Genomic DNA, 14,543 nt, shown 5'->3' with positions numbered 1-14,543 from the left:
GTGGCGGACGGTTGACAGCTGCGTCGTCGGAGGTAACCTTACCGAAGGATTTGATCGATCAAACCGGTGGATCCCGTCGGGTTGGAACGATCAAGAGCACGTCGAGGAGGACGCATGGCACTGCCGACCGTCGAGGACGTCGCCCGTGCCGCCGGCGTCTCGCGCCAGACCGTGTCGAACGTGCTCAACAGCCCGCACATCGTCCGCGACAGCACCCGCGAGCGCGTCGAGAAGGCGATCGGCGACCTCAACTACCGGCCGCACGCCTCGGCCCGCCGCCTCCGCACCCGCAAGTCCGGCACCATCGGTGTCCGGATGGACCGCGTGCTCGACGGCATCTCCGGCAGCCTGCTCGACCGCTTCCTCCACGCCGTCACCGAGCAGGCCGATGCGCGCGGCATGCGCATCCTCCTCTACACGGCGAAGAGCCCGGAGGAGGAGATCGAGCGGATCGGGCGCCTCCGCGACGGAGCCGACGTCGACGCCTTCGTGCTCACCTCCACCTTCTACGGCGACCCCCGGACCGCCTGGCTGATCGAGCAGGCCGTGCCCTTCGTCACCTTCGGCCGCCCCTGGGGCGTCGACGACCGCAACGACCCGCAGCACCTCTGGGTCGACGTCGACGGCGCCGCCGGGCTCGCCCAGGCCACGGCGCACCTCGCCGACAGCGGCTGCTCCCGCATCGGCTTCCTCGGCTGGCCGAGCGGATCCGCGACCGGCGACGACCGCCGCAGCGGCTGGGAGCGGGTGCACCGCGAGCGGTTCCCCGACGCGCCACTGCTCGCCGCCTCCTCCGAGGACGACGTCCAGCAGGCCCGGATCGCGGCCATCGAGTTCCTCCGCGCGACCCCGGAGCTCGACGGGCTGGTCTGCGTCTCCGACTCGCTCGCGCTCGGCGCCTCGATGGCCGCCGTGGCCGTCGGCCGGCCCTCCCTCCCGATCGTCGGCTTCGACAACACCCCCGTCGCCGCGGCCGTCGGCCTGCCGAGCATCGAGCAGGACCTCGACGCGGTGGCCGCGGGCGCGCTCGAGCTCCTGCTGGGCGAGCGCGGCGACGACGTCGTCCACCGCTCGCTCGCTCCGGGCGAGGCCCACCGCCTGATCGAGCCCCACCTCGTGCTCCGCACACCCCTCCACCACCCCGCCGACTGAGGCGCCGTCACTCCGACCGGCGCCCCTCCCCACGAAAGGCCAGACCATGACCCCCACCCACCGCGCGGCACGCTGGGGTGCCGCGATCCTCGCCGGAGGCCTGCTGCTCCCGCTCGCCGCCTGCTCGAGCGGCTCCGACTCCGGTGACGCGGGCGGCGACTCCGCCCTCACCGTGATGATCGGCTCGTCCGGCGACGCCGAGACGACCGCCGTCACCGACGCCGTGAACGCCTGGGGCGAGCAGAACAGCACGACGGTCGACGTGGTCGCCGCCAGTGACCTGACGCAGCAGCTCGGCCAGGGCTTCTCCGGCGGCAACCCGCCCGACCTCTTCTACATGAGCTGGGACCAGTTCCAGACCTACGCGAGCAACCGCTACCTGGAGCCGTACGCCCAGGACGCCGGGAACGCCGACGCCTTCTACCCGGCGCTGCGCGACGCGTTCAGCTACGACGACCGGTTCTACTGCGAGCCCAAGGACTTCTCCACGCTCGGCCTCGTGATCAACACGGACCTCTGGGCGGCGGCCGGCCTCACCGACGCGGACGTCCCCACCGACTGGGCCTCGCTCGAGTCGGCGGCGACGAAGCTGACCGCGAACGGAGTGACCGGGCTCTCCTTCGGCGCCGAGTACGCGCGCATCGGCACCTTCATGAACCAGGCCGGCGGATCGCTCCTCTCGGAGGACGGCACCACCGTCACCGCGGACACCCCCGAGAACGTCGCGGGCCTGACCGAGGTGAAGACGCTGCTCACCGACGGCGTGCTGAAGTTCCCGGCCGCGCTCGACTCCGGCTGGTCCGGCGAGGCGTTCGGCAAGGGCGCGGCGGCGATGGTCATCGAGGGCCCGTGGATCAACGGAGCGCTCGCGGCCGACTACCCCGACGTGAACTACCGCGTCGCCGAGCTCCCCGCCGGCCCCGGCGGGAAGTCGACCTTCACCTTCAGCAACTGCTGGGGCATCCCCGTCGGCAGCGCCACGGCCGAGAAGACGGAGTCGCTCGTGTCGGCCCTGACCTCGGACGAGCAGCAGCTCGCCTTCTCGGACGCCTTCGGAGTCATCCCCTCCACCGAGACCGGAGCCGCCGAGTACGCGACGAAGTACCCCGAGAACGCCGCCTTCGTCTCCGGCAACGACTACGCGGTGAGCCCGGTGGCCTTCGCCGGCGCGGCGACCGTCATCACCGACTTCAACTCGGCGCTCGAGGGCCTCGCGACCGGCGACCCGGAGTCGATCCTCGGCGACCTGCAGACCAACCTGCAGGACGCGCTCGACACCGCGAACGCGAAGTAGCCCGGCCGGGAGGCGGCGGACCCGACCGCCGCCTCCCCGTGCCCGACCGGCACGCCCCACCCCGCGCACGTGAGTCGAAGGAGACGCATCGATGAGCACCACCGCCGCCCCCCGGAGCCGCCGCTCCGGCATCCGCGGGCACGAGGCCCGCTACGGCTGGCTCTTCACCCTCCCGGCGATCGTCGTGATCGGCGTGTTCCTCGTCGTCCCGATCGGCCTCGCCCTCTGGGTCAGCGTGAGCAACTGGAACGGGCTCGGCTCGCCCCTCGGGCCGACCGCGCAGTTCGTCGGAGCCGACAACTACCGCGCGGTGCTCACCGACTCCGGCCTGGCGCAGAAGGACTTCGGCACCGCGATCCGCAACAACGTCTACTACGTGCTGCTCGTGGTGCCGCTGCAGACCGCGCTCGCGCTCTTCCTCGCCGTGCAGGTGAACCGGCGGATCCTGCGGGGCCGGGGCTTCTTCCGCACCGCCTTCTACTTCCCCTCCGTCACCTCCTCGATCGCGATCACCGTGATCTTCCTGTTCCTCTTCTCCGCCTCGGGCGTCGTCAACGCGGTGCTCGGCTGGTTCGGCGCCGACGGGCCGACCTGGATGGCCGACCCGACCGGTGTCCTGCATTCGCTCCTGGGCGCCGTCGGCGTCGACGGCTCCGGGCCGCTGGCCGCGGGCGCCCCGCTCGGACTCACCTGGTGGGACTGGCTGTCCGGCCCGTCCGTCGCGATGTGCGTGCTGATCACGATGGCGATCTTCACCACCTCGGGCACGTTCATGCTGCTGTTCCTCGCGGCGCTGCAGAACATCGGCGCCGAGATCGACGAGGCGGCGCTCATGGACGGCGCCGGCCCGCTCCGGAAGTTCTTCTCGGTCACCCTGCCGATGCTCAAGCCCACGCTCTTCACCGTGCTGACCCTCGGACTGATCGGCACCTGGCAGGTGTTCGACCAGATCTACCTCACCGGAGGAGGGGCGCCGGGCAAGACGCTGCTCACCCCGGCGTACCTCGCCTACGAGTCCTCGTTCACGGATCTCCGCTGGGGTCAGGGCGCCGCGATCGCCTTCATCCTCTTCTTCATCATCGTCGTGCTGACGCTCCTGCAGCGGGCGCTCCTCCGAGAGAAGGGGGAGCCGCGCCGGCGCCCCCGCCGCGCCGCCCGCGCCGACGCCGCGACGACCCTCACCACGGGAGGCATCCGATGAGCACGCTGACCGAGCCCGGCACCCGCGCCCCCGAGAGCCCCGAGCCCGCCGCACCGGTTCCGCACCGCCGCATCCGCCTCGGCGCCCGCGGCCGCGCGTCGCTGATCGGCGGCTACCTGCTGCTGATCGCGCTGGCGCTGGTGTACATCTACCCGTTCCTGATCTCGGTCGCGTCGTCGTTCAAGTCGGACGCCGACGCCACCGCGAACCCGCTGTCGCTGCTGCCCGCGACCTGGTCGTTCGCCTCCTACGAGCGGCTGTTCACCGACGTCCCGCTGCCGCTGTGGACGCTCAACTCGGTGATCGTCACCGTGTTCGTCACCGTCGGCCGGGTCTTCTTCGACTCGCTGGCCGGCTACGCGCTGTCGCGGCTGCGCTTCCGCGGACGGGGTCTGCTGTTCGCGCTGTTCATCGGAGTGATGAGCGTGCCCGCGGTGGTGCTGCTGATCCCGCGGTTCCTGATCCTCAAGCAGCTCGGCCTCTACGACAGCTACGCGGGGATGATCGTCCCGCTGATCGTGGACGCGGCGGGGATCTTCATCATGAAGCAGTTCTTCGACTCGATTCCGCTCTCCATCGAGGAGGCCGCGCGGATCGACGGGGCTGGAGTGTTCCGGACCTTCCGCTCGATCGTGGTGCCGATGGCGCGTCCGGCGATCGTGACGCTGTTCATCCTGTCGTTCCAGGGCTCGTGGAACGAGTTCTCGCACTTCGTGGTGTCTCGGCAGTCGCCGGAGCTGAACACGCTGACGACCGGAGTCGCGTCGCTCGTGTCGGGGCAGCTGGGCACCGGCAACCAGTACCCGCTGCAGCTCGCGGCCGCGGTGCTGATGTCGATCCCGGTGGCCGTGCTGTTCTTCGTCTTCCAGCGGCGGATCATGAACACGACCGAGGGCGCGGAGAAGGGGTGACGCGGGGGCTCCGGCTCCTGCTGAGCGAGCATCGCGCGTGGGTGACCGGTTCCTGCTGATCGAGCAGCGCACAGGGCGCGTATCGAGATCCGTGTCCGTGCGACGGGCCTCGATACGCCCCTGCGGGGCTGCTCGACCAGCATGCGGGAGTGCCGCCGCTACTTCGCGAGGAACTCCAGGACGACGCGGTTCCACTCCTCCGGGTGGCTCACGGTCACTCCGTGCGGGGCGCCGTGGACGACGTGCAGCTCGGAGCCGGGGATCGCCGCGTGGGTGCGGGCGCCGGAGCCCTCGAACGGAACCGTGCCGTCGCCGTCGCCGTGGATGACGAGCGCGGGCACCGACACGTTGGGCAGGTCCTCGCGGAAGTCGGTGGTCGCGAACGCCGTCATGCAGGCGAGGGCCGCGTGCTTGGCCGACTGCTTCGCCAGAGCGATCGCCTCCTGGCGCTGCTCCTCCGTCACCTTCAGCACGCCGTCGACCGAGAAGAAGTCGGTGGTGAACTGGTCGTAGAAGTCGTCCTCGCTCTTCGTGAGGCCCGCGGTCATCTGCGCGGCCTGCGCCTTCTCGAGCGGGCCGTCCGGGTTGTCGTCCGTCTTCATCAGGTACGGCGGGACGGCCGAGGCGAAGACGACGCTGTGCAGGCGATCGGCGCCGTACTTCGTGAAGTAGCGGGCGACCTCGCCGCCGCCCATCGAGAAGCCGACCAGGGTGACGTCCTGCAGGTCGAGCTCGGTGAGGAGGGTGTGCAGGTCCTCGGTGAGCGTGTCGTAGCTGTAGCCGGTGAGCGGCTTGTCGCTGCGCCCGAAGCCGCGGCGGTCGTAGGTGACGACGCGGTAGCCGGCCTCGGCGAACGCGGGGACCTGCTCCTTCCACGACTCGCCCGAGAGGGGCCAGCCGTGGATGAGGACCACGGGGCGGCCCGATCCGCCGGTGTCGTCGACGTGCAGGTCCGTGTCCTTGAAGAGTCCGTGGTGGGCGGTGATCTCGGCCATGGGGAGTGCTCCTTCCGGCGCCGACGATCGGCGTCACTTGATGTTCGAGGACGTCCCTGCGAGCGGATGGCCGGGGCGGGGAGGGTTGACAGCTCCCGTCACTCCGCGACGACGGCCGCGGCGAGGCCCCGCAGCGCGGTGTGCAGCCCGGGGCTCATGGGCAGCCCGGCGTCGAGCACCGCGTTCGCGGCGGCGACCAGCACCGGTGCCGCGGGGGAGGAGACCACGGTGAGGCCGGCGGGCGGATCCGTGTCGCCCGAGGGCCGCACGACCAGGACGAGCCGGGAGCTGGGAGCGCTCGTGCTGATCGTCGCTCCCGATCGGGCGGGCAGCACCGCGAGGGTGCCGCGGCCGACGAACTCGCGCTCCTCCCGACTGGTGACGGTGAACGCGCCCTCGAGCGGGAGCAGGAGCACCACCGACCCCGGGTCGGCGCGGGGGCTCGGGCGGAAGTCGATCGTGCCGGCCGTGTGCCAGATCCGCCGGAGGAGCACGCCCTCGGCGGCGGCCTCCTGACCGGTGACGGCGAAGGCGGGGTCGGGCCCGGCCTCGGCGTGGCGGGCCCGCAGCCAGTACCGGGCGGAGTCGCCGCGGAGGGGCATCGGGCGGATCAGCGGATCGGACACGGCGGCTCCCGAGGAACGCGGACCTGAATCGGCCGAGACAGTGAGGAACCATCATCCTAGGAGCGGCGGGAGGCGTGGTCTCCGGAGTGGCGCGTCCTCACATGCCGATGCCGCCCCGGCCGCGCTGAGCGCGACGCCGGAGCGGCATCCGATGAGTGGTGCGGACTACTGGAATCCGCCGCCGCGGTCCTCCGGGTCCTCGATCGGGTCGGAGTCGGGCGTGTCGATCGAGTAGGTCACGTGGACCGCCTCGCCGACCTCCTTGGCGGAGACGGCGTTGTAGACGAGGTGCGTCTCCTGGCCGTCGACGGCGGCGTAGACGTCGACCTCCTTCTCGTAGCCCCCCTCGGTGCTGACGCGGTTCTCGGTCTGGCCGTCGAACGGCCCGCCCTGGAAGAAGGCGAGGTAGCTCTCGCCCTCGGTGAGTGCGCGGATGTCGTTGCTCATGCCCCCAGGTCTACCACTCGGCGACTCCCCGCCGCTCGGCCTTGCGCTCGGCGGGCGGAGGAGGGCCGGGGCGCCGCATTCCTCACGCCGGTCGTTCTCGGCTCCGCGGCCGGGGTCAGGAGGCCGACCGTTCCATCCGGCGCCAGGCTCCGCCGAGCAGCGGAGTGCCGGCGGCGACCACGTAGACCACGGCGGTGACGGCGAAGGTGAGGCGGAGGCCGAGCGTGTCGGCGGCGAGCCCTCCGAGGACTCCGCCGAGCGGCATCCCTGCCCAGGTCCCGGCGGACACGAGTCCGAGCACGCGCGCCTGGAGGGCGGTCGGGATGCGATCGAGGAAGACCGCGCCGAGGATCGGGTTCAGGGCTCCGGCGGCGAGCCCGCAGACGGCGGCCGAGGCGGCCAGCCCCACGACACCGAGACCGAGAGCCGGCGCGGCTCCGTAGGTGGCGGCGACGAGGAAGCAGGCGGCGAAGGGGATCCGGCGCGGCAGGCGGTGCGCGACGAGGCCGAAGGCGAGCGTTCCGGTCAGGGCGGCCGCGCCGAACACGCCGGAGACGAGGCCGAGGGACGACGCGCCCTCGAGGTGCCGCTCGGCGTAGAGGGGGAGGAGCGTGCTCGACCGGGCGGCGTCGAGGGTGTTGGTGACGAGGACGAGGGCGATGATGCAGCGCAGGAGGGGATCCCGGCGGATGAAGCGCAGACCCTCCCGGAGGTCCGACCAGTAGCCCGTCGAGCTCTCCTCCGGCCCCTCGGGGGTGGTCGACGGTGCCCGGACGAGTGCCGCCGTGAGGATCGCGGACGCGGCGAAGGACACTGCGGTCGCGAGGAGGGCCGCATCGGCGCCGAGAGTGCTGACCATCACCCCCGCGAGCGGCGCGCCGAGCATGGTGGAGAGGCGGGTGGTGGCGTCGAGGAAGCCGACCGAGCGCTCCAGCGGGATGCCCGCCGTCTGGGAGAGGCGGGGGAGGAGGACGCGTCGGGCGGTCTCCCCGGGGACGTCGAGGAGGCCGCTGACGAAGACGATCGTCAGGAGGACCGGGAACGGCAGCGCGTCGAGCGCGGTCAGGAGCGGGATGAGCGCGAGACTCGTGCCGCTCACCGCGTCGGAGAGCACGGACGACCGCACGAGGCCGACACGATCGACGAGTGCGCCGCCGAGCGGCCCGCCGAGGAGGACGGGTGCGGTCGCCGCGGCGGCCGCTGTCCCTACCTCCACCGGTCCTCCGCCCGCGCTGAGCACCAGGAACGGCACGGCGAACAGGGTGACGACGTTGCCGGTTCTGGAGAGGACGTGCCCGACGAGGAGTGCGGCGAGGGGCCGCGAGGAGCGCTCCGCCGCGCTCATCGCGGCCGGCGGTAGGCCTGGACGAGGAAGAACACCTCTTCCGACCCGTCGTCGGTCCGGTGGTCGTCGCTGACCCGCGCCCACTTCCGGTCGAGCTGCGCGAGCTCGTCGCGCAGCTCCCACAGCTGATCCGCGCTCAGGCGCCAGCGGCGGTCGCTGCTCGTGCCGGCGCTCACCCACTCCTCCGGCAGCGTCGGCGTCGACGCGAGGTACTCGTCGTACTGCTGCGCGTAGACGCGGGAGATCGCCGCCGCCATCTCACGGAGGGCTCCGAGCTTCTCCGGGTCGCGTGCGACCTCGCTCTCGTCCCACACGGTCTCGAGGTGCTTCGCCCTCCACCAGCGCTCCCGCCGATCCCGGCCCGACTCCGGCGCCTCCTCGATCAGCCCGGCTCCCGCCAGCTTCGTCAGGTGGTAGCTCAGCGTCCCCGGCGCCTCGTCGATGTGCTCCGAGAGCTGCGCGGCGGTTCGTGGGCCGAGCTCTCGGAGCAGCCCGAGCAGGCGTAGGCGGGTGGGGTGAGCAAGGACGCGCATGTGAGCTGCGTCGTGCAGATTCGATCGGTCGACCATGCGCTCAGCCTAAAGCACAAGAAAGATTGTGCAAGAAGCGTTGTGTATCTGGGTGGCGGCGCGGTACTTCGACGACCCGTCAGGGCACGAGCCGCTGCGTGATCGAGGCCGTCGGCCCGCTCAGCGCGATCTCGGCGAGCGCGCCGTTGACCAGGGGCATCTGCGGCGGCTGGTGCCCGGTGTCGACGTCGAGGATCACCGGCACGCCGAGATCGCCGAGAGCGCGCTGCACCGCGTCCTCCTGGCTCAGCTCGGGCAGGGACGCGCCCTCGGTCCGGCCGATCAGGACGCCGGTCGCCTGCTCGAACCAGCCCGCGAGGCGGAGGGAGGTGAGCATCCGGAGCACCGAGACGGAGTCGGACCCGGCCGCCTCCAGGTAGACGACGGTGCCCTCCGGCGCGTGCCGGCGAGCGAAGCCCGGAACGTCGCCGTAGGGCGTGCCCGCGAGCAGGGACACCGTCTCGAGGCATCCGCCGATCAAGCGGCCGGACATCGCCGCGTCCGCTGACCCGTCGAGCGAGCGCCAGCGGGTCGGCTCCTCGTAGGCCCGATCGCGGTCGAGCGGCTCGTCCGCCCACGCACCCCACGGACGGCTCCGGCGTCGCGGCGCGGCGTGCTGCGTGAACGCGGCTCCGGGCTCGAGGCCGGCGACCTCCGTCCAGCGGTGGAACCCGACCGGCAGCTCCCACGGCTCGTCCATCAGATTGGCGCCGTGGATCGTCGCGAGCCCGGTCGTCGTCGTCAGGGGCAGGAGCAGCGTCGAGACGTCCGACCAGCCGACGAACCAGGGCCGGGCCTCAGCGAGGGCGTGCCAGTCGAGCCTCTCCAGCAGCTCGACGGCGAGCTCGCCGCCCCACGGAGGAAGGACCGCGTCCCCGCTCCGGAAGGCGTCGTGCAGGTCGGCCGCCCGATCCTCGGCGGACGCCGGAGCGAGTCCGCCGAGGAGGGCGTGCGGCCGGACCCGGACGTCGTATCCCGCCGAGCCGAGTCGGCGCGCGGCGTCCTGCAGCCGGTCGTGCAGGTGCGCGGGGACTCCCATCGAGGGCGCGGGCACCTCCACCCTGCTTCCGACGCGGAGGGGTGCGGGGTACGTGATGCTCGCCATCCGACGACGCTAATGCGCCTCGCGGTGACCGGCTTCGGATGCCCGGTCCGGCGAGTACCTCCGCGCCCTTCCTGCCCCGACTCGCCAGCCGAGCGCGATCGCGAGAGGGGTCGGCGCGAGTGCCGCGCCGCCCAGCCACCCATTCGCGCGCAGCGCCGGCCGCCAGGAAGAAGGATGGGGCCAGGAGGCGCACCGGAACGTGACGTCGCGGTCTCGCGCAGGCGTCTCGGCTCCGCTGCTGCCTGCGGCGATCCGCGCCACACGGCTCCTTCAGCTCGTGAGGCGGCCGATCTCGTCCTCGGAGAGGAGGCGGTCGGAGTAGAGCACGATGCGAGCCGCGGGGTCGGGGCTGTGCGCGTCGGGGCCCGCCCACCTCCGGTCGAGACCGAGTCGAGCGACCGTGCGGTGCGATCGCTCGTTGTGTTCCGCGACGACCGCGGTCACGGGGAGCTCCGGCCGGAGCCGCCGCGCCCGCGCGATGCCTGCGGAGGCGACCTCCTGGGCGTACCCCCTGCCCCAGTGGTCCGGATGGACGGTGAACGCGACGTTCCAGGCCGTGTCGGCGAGGAGGGTGCATCCGCCGATCCCGATCGCACCGTCCGCGCCGCCCTCGGGACTCCGCAGCCGGACGACCCAGCTGCTGAGGTCGTCCCGTGCCCACTGCGCCGTCCGGCGGGCGAGCACCGCCCGGGTCTGCTCGACGGAGTCGTGCCGGAGGAGGGGGTCGCCCGCCGCGATCCGCTCGTCGGAGTACAGCCGCCACAGCTCGTCCAGATCGCTCTCGGCGGGACGGAACAGCCGGAGCCGCTCGGTCGTCTCGTCGGGGCGATCACCGGCGCCGATGCTGCTGCCGCTCGCTCGAGGAGGGATTCGGGACCATCGGGGCGGTCGCCGAGGAGTGAGGCGAGCGCGGTGACCGCGCCAGGACGTCCACCCGCTCAGCCCGCGATCAGGCCGGTGAGGCGGTCGGCGGCGGCTCCGACGGTCGAGACCGCGCTGACCGTGACGAGGCAGGCGACGCCCCAGAACCAGGTGCGACCGGGAGCCCTGGCGCTGCGCCGCTCGAAGGCGAGCCACCAGGCGCCGACCACCGAGACGCCCGCCGCGACCACCGAGCCGAGCGCCATGCGGACGTACTCCTCCGGTCCGGGGGAGGACCAGGCCGTGGTCGCGAGGACGATGAGCAGCGGGGCCACGATCATCCCCAGTGCGCCGAGCAGCACCGCGTGGAGGTGACTGCGGGGAGGGGCACCGGCCGTCGTCGTCGCGGTCCGCGTCCGAGTCGTGTCCATGCCGCGTCCCCCGTCGCCGCGGTCCGGTCCGCGCTGCCCCGACGCTATCCGCTCGCCGTCCCGCCGTCACCCCGCACCTCTGAGCGGGCCGCGTGCCCGGGTGGCGTCAGCACCGCGCCGCCCGCGCCGCCCCGGTCGAACGCCGAGAACGTAGGATGTCCGGGATGACGATCGGACGCCGCCTCTTCCTCTCGGGAGCCGCCACGGGAGTCGGGCTCCTGGCTCTCGCGGGCTGCACGCCGTCGCGTCCGACGCCGACCCGCTCCGTCACGAAGGCCCCCGTGCCCACGCCGAGCACCACCGCCGTCCCCGCGCCGGCCGCCTTCGTGCGCTCCGCCTGGGCCGAGGATCCGTACGCGCTCGGCTCCGTCTCGTACCTGCCCGTCGGCGCGACGCCGCAGCACCGCACCGACCTGGGCACCGCGGTCCTCGACCGCGTCTTCCTCGCGGGCGAGGCCACCGACACGGAGGCGCCCGGCACGCTCCAGGGCGCCTGGAGCTCCGGGGTCCGCGCGGCCGCCGAGATCAGCGCCGTCGCCGACGAGGGCGAGCGGATCGCGATCATCGGGGCCGGCCTCGCCGGAGCGGTCGCCGCGCGGCGCCTGTCCGACGCGGGCTTCGACGTCACCGTGGTCGAGGCGCGCGAGCGCACCGGCGGCCGCATCGCCACCGCGACTCCGGACGGCTGGCCGATCGCCGTCGAGACCGGAGCCTGGGCGCTCACCGGCGCGGGAGCCGCCCTGCGCGAGAGCATCGCGGACGCGGGCGTGGTCACGACCGCAGTCGACCTCGCCGACGTCCGCTCGAGCGACGCCGACGGCGCGGCCCTCGACACCGGCACCACGGGCGCCGACGCCCTGACCCGTGCTCTCGAGTGGGGAGCGGAGCAGCCGGAGGACCTGGCGCTCGCCGAGTCGTTCGCCGGCTCCGGAGCGCCCGATCCCGCCGAGGCCGAGCCGGGCTCCGGCGACGGCGACGCCGCCCGCGTGGCGGCGCACCTCGCCGGGACGACCGCGCTGCGCACCGGCGCCGCTCCCGAGGAGCTCTCCTCCTGGTACGGACTGGGCGACGCCTCCGCCGCCACGACCGCGGAGGAGCTGAGCGACGACTCCGGCGACGCGCTGCTGACCGACGGGCTCGCGCCTCTGGTCGACACCTTGCTCGCCGACGTCGAGGTCTCGCTGCGCGCCGTGGTGAGCGGCATCGGCTACACGGACACCGGGGTCAGCATCCGCCTGGGCACCGGCGAGTCGTTCACAGCCGACCGGGTGCTGGTCACCGTGCCGATCGGGGTGCTCCAGACGGACGCGATCGCCTTCGACCCGCCGCTCCCGTTCGCGCAGCGCGCGGCCGTCGCGGCCCTCGGCTCCGGCGTCGTCGAGACGCTGTGGCTGCGCTTCGACGAGGCGTTCTGGGAGGCCGACGCCCCCGCGCGCTGGTCGCTCGTCGGCTCCGAGGCGGGCATCACCGAGTGGCTCAACCTCCAGCCGTCGACCGGCGAGGCGGTGCTCGTCGGGCTGGTCGGAGCGGATCAGGCCCTCTCGCTGCAGGATCTCAGCGACGACGAGCTCGTCACCCTCGCGCAGACGGCGCTCGAGCCGTTCGCCGTCGTCCCCGGCTGACGAGCTCGCGGAGCCGCGCCAGCGGCCCCCGCCACTCCGACGCGTGCGCCGCCCCGAGCGGCCGCACCCGGCTGAGCGCGAGGACGAACGCGGCGATGCCGGAGATCAGGCTCAGCACGATCACGTCGTAGAGCACGAACATCACGGGTCCGTCGACCTGGCCGGGGTCGAGGAAGAAGTACGGATACCAGCCGATGAGGGCCCCGCGGACCAGGGTGATGACGCCCCAGACGATCGGGAAGCCGAGCACGGTCAGCGCCCCGCGCCAGGCGACCGGGCGGCGACCGGGTCCGAGGATCCAGTCGAGGATCGCGAGCGTCGGGATCACGAAGTGCAGGAGCGCGCTCGACCAGGGCACGTCGACCCGCACGCCGCGGTTGTTGGCCTCGACCGCGATCAGCCCGAAGACGATCCCCGACACGACCATATAGGTGAGCACGAGCGCCCGCACGGTGCTGAGCCAGCGCGGCTCCCGCTCGCGCGCGAGGGCGACCAGGCCGGACAGGCCCAGCACCACGACCCCGGCCATGTTCGACTGCGTCGTGAAGTAGGCGAAGAAGTTGTCGATCTGGAACGCGCGGAAGCCCAGCGTGTAGAAGAAGTCGCCGACGAGTCCGACCGCGCCCAGCCCGGCGAGGGCCAGGCGGAGGATCGCGAACGCCTTCCGCACACCCGCTCCGATCCGTCGCCGCTGGGCCCGGAGGGCCGGACTTCCGGACGATTCTACGGTCGCCGCGCTCGGAGCTCCCCGAGCGCGCGGCTCCGCCGGACGGGGGAGGCGGGCCCCGCGGAGGCGATCTAGCGTGGAGTGATGGCGCGCGCACAGGACGGGAAGGGTTCGGGTCGGATGTCGTCGGAGGAGGCGTCCCGGCGCTGGAACGCGGTCACTGGTCCGCTGTTCCTCGCGGCGGGAGCGGTCTTCGCGGTCCTCGGGAATCCGGTCTGGCCGGTGTTCCTCGTCCTGGGGATCACGTTCCTCGGGCTGACCGCCGGTCCCGGGAGGCCGACGCGCCGGAGTGGAGCCCAGGAGCCGGACCGCGATCGGTGACGCGCGCTTCGCGACGCGGACACTCGCCGGTCGCGTTGCCGGGATAGCGTGCGTGTCATGCCCTTCACGCCGAGCCACGCCGTCGTCGCGCTCGCGTTCTCGAACGGCCGGATCCCGGCCGCGGCCGTCGCCATCGGCGCGATGGTCCCGGACATCGGCATGTACATTCCGATCGCCGTCGCCCGCGAGTCCACCCACTCCCTCCTCGGCGTCGTCACCGTCGACCTGCTGCTCGGGATGCTCGGCCTCGCGCTGTGGAGCGCGGTCGTCGCTCCGGCCTGGCGCGACCTCGCGCCCGCGCTGGTCCGCTCGCGCCTGCGTCCCCGGCGCTCGCCGCCCCGCGGGGCCGCCGCATGGATCCGCGTGCTCGTCTTCGCGGCCGCCGGCATCGCGATCGGAGCCGCCAGCCACGTGATGTGGGACGGCTTCACCCACCGGGGCGGCCTCTTCGTCTCGGCGATCCCGCTGCTGCAGCAGGAGCTCGGGCCCTTCCCCGGCTTCCGATGGGCGCAGTACGCGAGCGGCGTGCTCGGGCTGCTCGGGCTCGGGATCGGCGCGGTGGTCTGGTACGTCGGCCGCCGTCCCCGGAAGCTCCGCTCCGACGGCCGGCAGCCGGTGCGCATCGCGGCCGCGGCCGTGGTGCTCGCGGCCGCGGTGGTGCCTGCCGGGATCGTGCTGGCGGGGGCGGGCATCGATCCGCTCGACGCCGCCTACCGGGCGCACGTGGTGCGGGCGGCGATCCTGCTCGTGGGCGGCGGCGCTGCGGCCGCGGTCGCCGTCGCGGCGGTCTGGTGGCTCACCGGCCGAGGGATGCGCGGGGCCGTCGTCTGAGACGACGGAGGGCGAGCCTGTCGTCTCAAGGGAGCACGGGCATCCGTCGCGAGGAGGATGCGCCGGTGCATAGCCCACCGATAGCGTCGGACACGGCCCGTTGGG

16 protein-coding genes are annotated in these 14,543 nt (G+C 73.0%); 7 read left to right on the top strand and 9 right to left on the bottom strand.

Going from position 1 to position 14,543, the window contains the following annotated elements:
* The first annotated feature begins 114 nt into the window (after nucleotides 1-114).
* The 4 genes from C5D50_RS02745 to C5D50_RS02730 all read left to right on the top strand — a co-directional run bounded on the left by C5D50_RS02745 (nucleotide 115) and on the right by C5D50_RS02730 (nucleotide 4,558).
* A complete protein-coding gene (locus C5D50_RS02745; RefSeq protein WP_104282651.1) occupies nucleotides 115-1,152 on the top strand; it encodes a LacI family DNA-binding transcriptional regulator in 1,038 nt (345 codons plus the stop codon).
* A gap of 46 nt (nucleotides 1,153-1,198) precedes the next feature.
* Nucleotides 1,199-2,446, top strand: a complete 1,248-nt coding sequence (locus C5D50_RS02740; protein WP_104282650.1) for an extracellular solute-binding protein — start codon at nucleotides 1,199-1,201, stop codon at nucleotides 2,444-2,446.
* Between the two features lie 91 nt (nucleotides 2,447-2,537).
* A complete protein-coding gene (locus tag C5D50_RS02735) occupies nucleotides 2,538-3,647 on the top strand; it encodes a carbohydrate ABC transporter permease (protein WP_104238714.1) in 1,110 nt (369 codons plus the stop codon).
* On the top strand, nucleotides 3,644-4,558 hold the full coding sequence (locus C5D50_RS02730) for a carbohydrate ABC transporter permease (RefSeq protein ID WP_104238713.1): 915 nt from the start codon (nucleotides 3,644-3,646) through the stop codon (nucleotides 4,556-4,558). Before C5D50_RS02735 ends, C5D50_RS02730 begins: the two co-directional genes overlap by 4 nt.
* A 158-nt stretch (nucleotides 4,559-4,716) precedes the next feature.
* Here C5D50_RS02730 and C5D50_RS02725 read toward each other — a convergent pair whose 3' ends face one another.
* The 8 genes from C5D50_RS02725 to C5D50_RS16790 all read right to left on the bottom strand — a co-directional run bounded on the left by C5D50_RS02725 (nucleotide 4,717) and on the right by C5D50_RS16790 (nucleotide 10,937).
* Nucleotides 4,717-5,553 (bottom strand): alpha/beta fold hydrolase, encoded by an 837-nt coding sequence (locus tag C5D50_RS02725; RefSeq protein ID WP_104223760.1) that lies wholly within the window; start codon nucleotides 5,551-5,553, stop codon nucleotides 4,717-4,719.
* A gap of 98 nt (nucleotides 5,554-5,651) precedes the next feature.
* The gene (locus C5D50_RS02720; RefSeq protein WP_104282649.1) at nucleotides 5,652-6,179 is read right to left on the bottom strand and encodes a hypothetical protein; all 528 of its coding nucleotides are present in this window, start codon (nucleotides 6,177-6,179) and stop codon (nucleotides 5,652-5,654) included.
* 165 nt (nucleotides 6,180-6,344) lie between these two features.
* Nucleotides 6,345-6,626, bottom strand: coding sequence for an oligoribonuclease (locus tag C5D50_RS02715; protein ID WP_104282648.1), 282 nt, complete (start codon nucleotides 6,624-6,626; stop codon nucleotides 6,345-6,347).
* Between the two features lie 115 nt (nucleotides 6,627-6,741).
* Nucleotides 6,742-7,971 carry an MFS transporter gene (locus C5D50_RS02710; RefSeq protein ID WP_181028792.1) on the bottom strand — a complete coding sequence of 410 codons (1,230 nt, stop codon included), beginning with the start codon at nucleotides 7,969-7,971 and terminating at the stop codon, nucleotides 6,742-6,744.
* Nucleotides 7,968-8,540, bottom strand: coding sequence for a winged helix-turn-helix domain-containing protein (locus C5D50_RS02705; protein WP_104282647.1), 573 nt, complete (start codon nucleotides 8,538-8,540; stop codon nucleotides 7,968-7,970). The genes C5D50_RS02710 and C5D50_RS02705 overlap by 4 nt, the downstream gene beginning before the upstream one ends.
* 79 nt (nucleotides 8,541-8,619) lie before the next feature.
* On the bottom strand, nucleotides 8,620-9,645 hold the full coding sequence (locus tag C5D50_RS02700; protein WP_104282646.1) for a S66 peptidase family protein: 1,026 nt from the start codon (nucleotides 9,643-9,645) through the stop codon (nucleotides 8,620-8,622).
* A 270-nt stretch (nucleotides 9,646-9,915) separates the two neighbouring features.
* Nucleotides 9,916-10,443, bottom strand: a complete 528-nt coding sequence (locus tag C5D50_RS02695) for a GNAT family N-acetyltransferase (RefSeq protein ID WP_258069545.1) — start codon at nucleotides 10,441-10,443, stop codon at nucleotides 9,916-9,918.
* Nucleotides 10,444-10,583: 140 nt separating this feature from the next.
* Nucleotides 10,584-10,937, bottom strand: coding sequence for a hypothetical protein (locus C5D50_RS16790; RefSeq protein WP_258069536.1), 354 nt, complete (start codon nucleotides 10,935-10,937; stop codon nucleotides 10,584-10,586).
* A gap of 164 nt (nucleotides 10,938-11,101) precedes the next feature.
* Here C5D50_RS16790 and C5D50_RS02690 point away from each other — a divergent pair, with 164 nt between their 5' ends.
* Nucleotides 11,102-12,559 (top strand): NAD(P)/FAD-dependent oxidoreductase, encoded by a 1,458-nt coding sequence (locus tag C5D50_RS02690; RefSeq protein WP_181134675.1) that lies wholly within the window; start codon nucleotides 11,102-11,104, stop codon nucleotides 12,557-12,559.
* On the opposite strand, the gene C5D50_RS02685 is transcribed toward C5D50_RS02690, so the two are convergent.
* Nucleotides 12,510-13,229, bottom strand: coding sequence for a Pr6Pr family membrane protein (locus C5D50_RS02685; RefSeq protein WP_104233845.1), 720 nt, complete (start codon nucleotides 13,227-13,229; stop codon nucleotides 12,510-12,512). The two genes, C5D50_RS02690 and C5D50_RS02685, sit on opposite strands and share 50 nt — an antisense overlap.
* A 141-nt stretch (nucleotides 13,230-13,370) precedes the next feature.
* Here C5D50_RS02685 and C5D50_RS02680 point away from each other — a divergent pair, with 141 nt between their 5' ends.
* Both C5D50_RS02680 and C5D50_RS02675 read left to right on the top strand, forming a co-directional pair.
* Entirely contained in the window at nucleotides 13,371-13,607 is a 237-nt protein-coding gene (locus tag C5D50_RS02680; RefSeq protein WP_146080930.1) for a hypothetical protein, read from the top strand.
* A gap of 57 nt (nucleotides 13,608-13,664) precedes the next feature.
* Nucleotides 13,665-14,438, top strand: a complete 774-nt coding sequence (locus C5D50_RS02675; protein WP_104288924.1) for a DUF4184 family protein — start codon at nucleotides 13,665-13,667, stop codon at nucleotides 14,436-14,438.
* Nucleotides 14,439-14,543 lie beyond the last annotated feature (105 nt).

This window comes from Rathayibacter sp. RFBD1 (genome assembly GCF_002932915.1).
GTDB lineage: Bacteria > Actinomycetota > Actinomycetes > Actinomycetales > Microbacteriaceae > Rathayibacter.
This window is presented reverse-complemented; position numbering and strand designations above follow the sequence as displayed.

Coding starts and splice junctions, on each gene's coding strand:
- C5D50_RS02675 (WP_104288924.1), top strand. CDS start 13,665: ATGCCCTTCACGCCGAGCCACGCCGTCGTCGCGCTCGCGTTCTCGAAC.
- C5D50_RS02745 (WP_104282651.1), top strand. CDS start 115: ATGGCACTGCCGACCGTCGAGGACGTCGCCCGTGCCGCCGGCGTCTCG.
- C5D50_RS02725 (WP_104223760.1), bottom strand. CDS start 5,553: ATGGCCGAGATCACCGCCCACCACGGACTCTTCAAGGACACGGACCTG.
- C5D50_RS02710 (WP_181028792.1), bottom strand. CDS start 7,971: ATGAGCGCGGCGGAGCGCTCCTCGCGGCCCCTCGCCGCACTCCTCGTC.
- C5D50_RS02730 (WP_104238713.1), top strand. CDS start 3,644: ATGAGCACGCTGACCGAGCCCGGCACCCGCGCCCCCGAGAGCCCCGAG.
- C5D50_RS02680 (WP_146080930.1), top strand. CDS start 13,371: ATGGCGCGCGCACAGGACGGGAAGGGTTCGGGTCGGATGTCGTCGGAG.
- C5D50_RS16790 (WP_258069536.1), bottom strand. CDS start 10,937: ATGGACACGACTCGGACGCGGACCGCGACGACGACGGCCGGTGCCCCT.
- C5D50_RS02705 (WP_104282647.1), bottom strand. CDS start 8,540: ATGGTCGACCGATCGAATCTGCACGACGCAGCTCACATGCGCGTCCTT.
- C5D50_RS02700 (WP_104282646.1), bottom strand. CDS start 9,645: ATGGCGAGCATCACGTACCCCGCACCCCTCCGCGTCGGAAGCAGGGTG.
- C5D50_RS02715 (WP_104282648.1), bottom strand. CDS start 6,626: ATGAGCAACGACATCCGCGCACTCACCGAGGGCGAGAGCTACCTCGCC.
- C5D50_RS02735 (WP_104238714.1), top strand. CDS start 2,538: ATGAGCACCACCGCCGCCCCCCGGAGCCGCCGCTCCGGCATCCGCGGG.
- C5D50_RS02740 (WP_104282650.1), top strand. CDS start 1,199: ATGACCCCCACCCACCGCGCGGCACGCTGGGGTGCCGCGATCCTCGCC.
- C5D50_RS02690 (WP_181134675.1), top strand. CDS start 11,102: ATGACGATCGGACGCCGCCTCTTCCTCTCGGGAGCCGCCACGGGAGTC.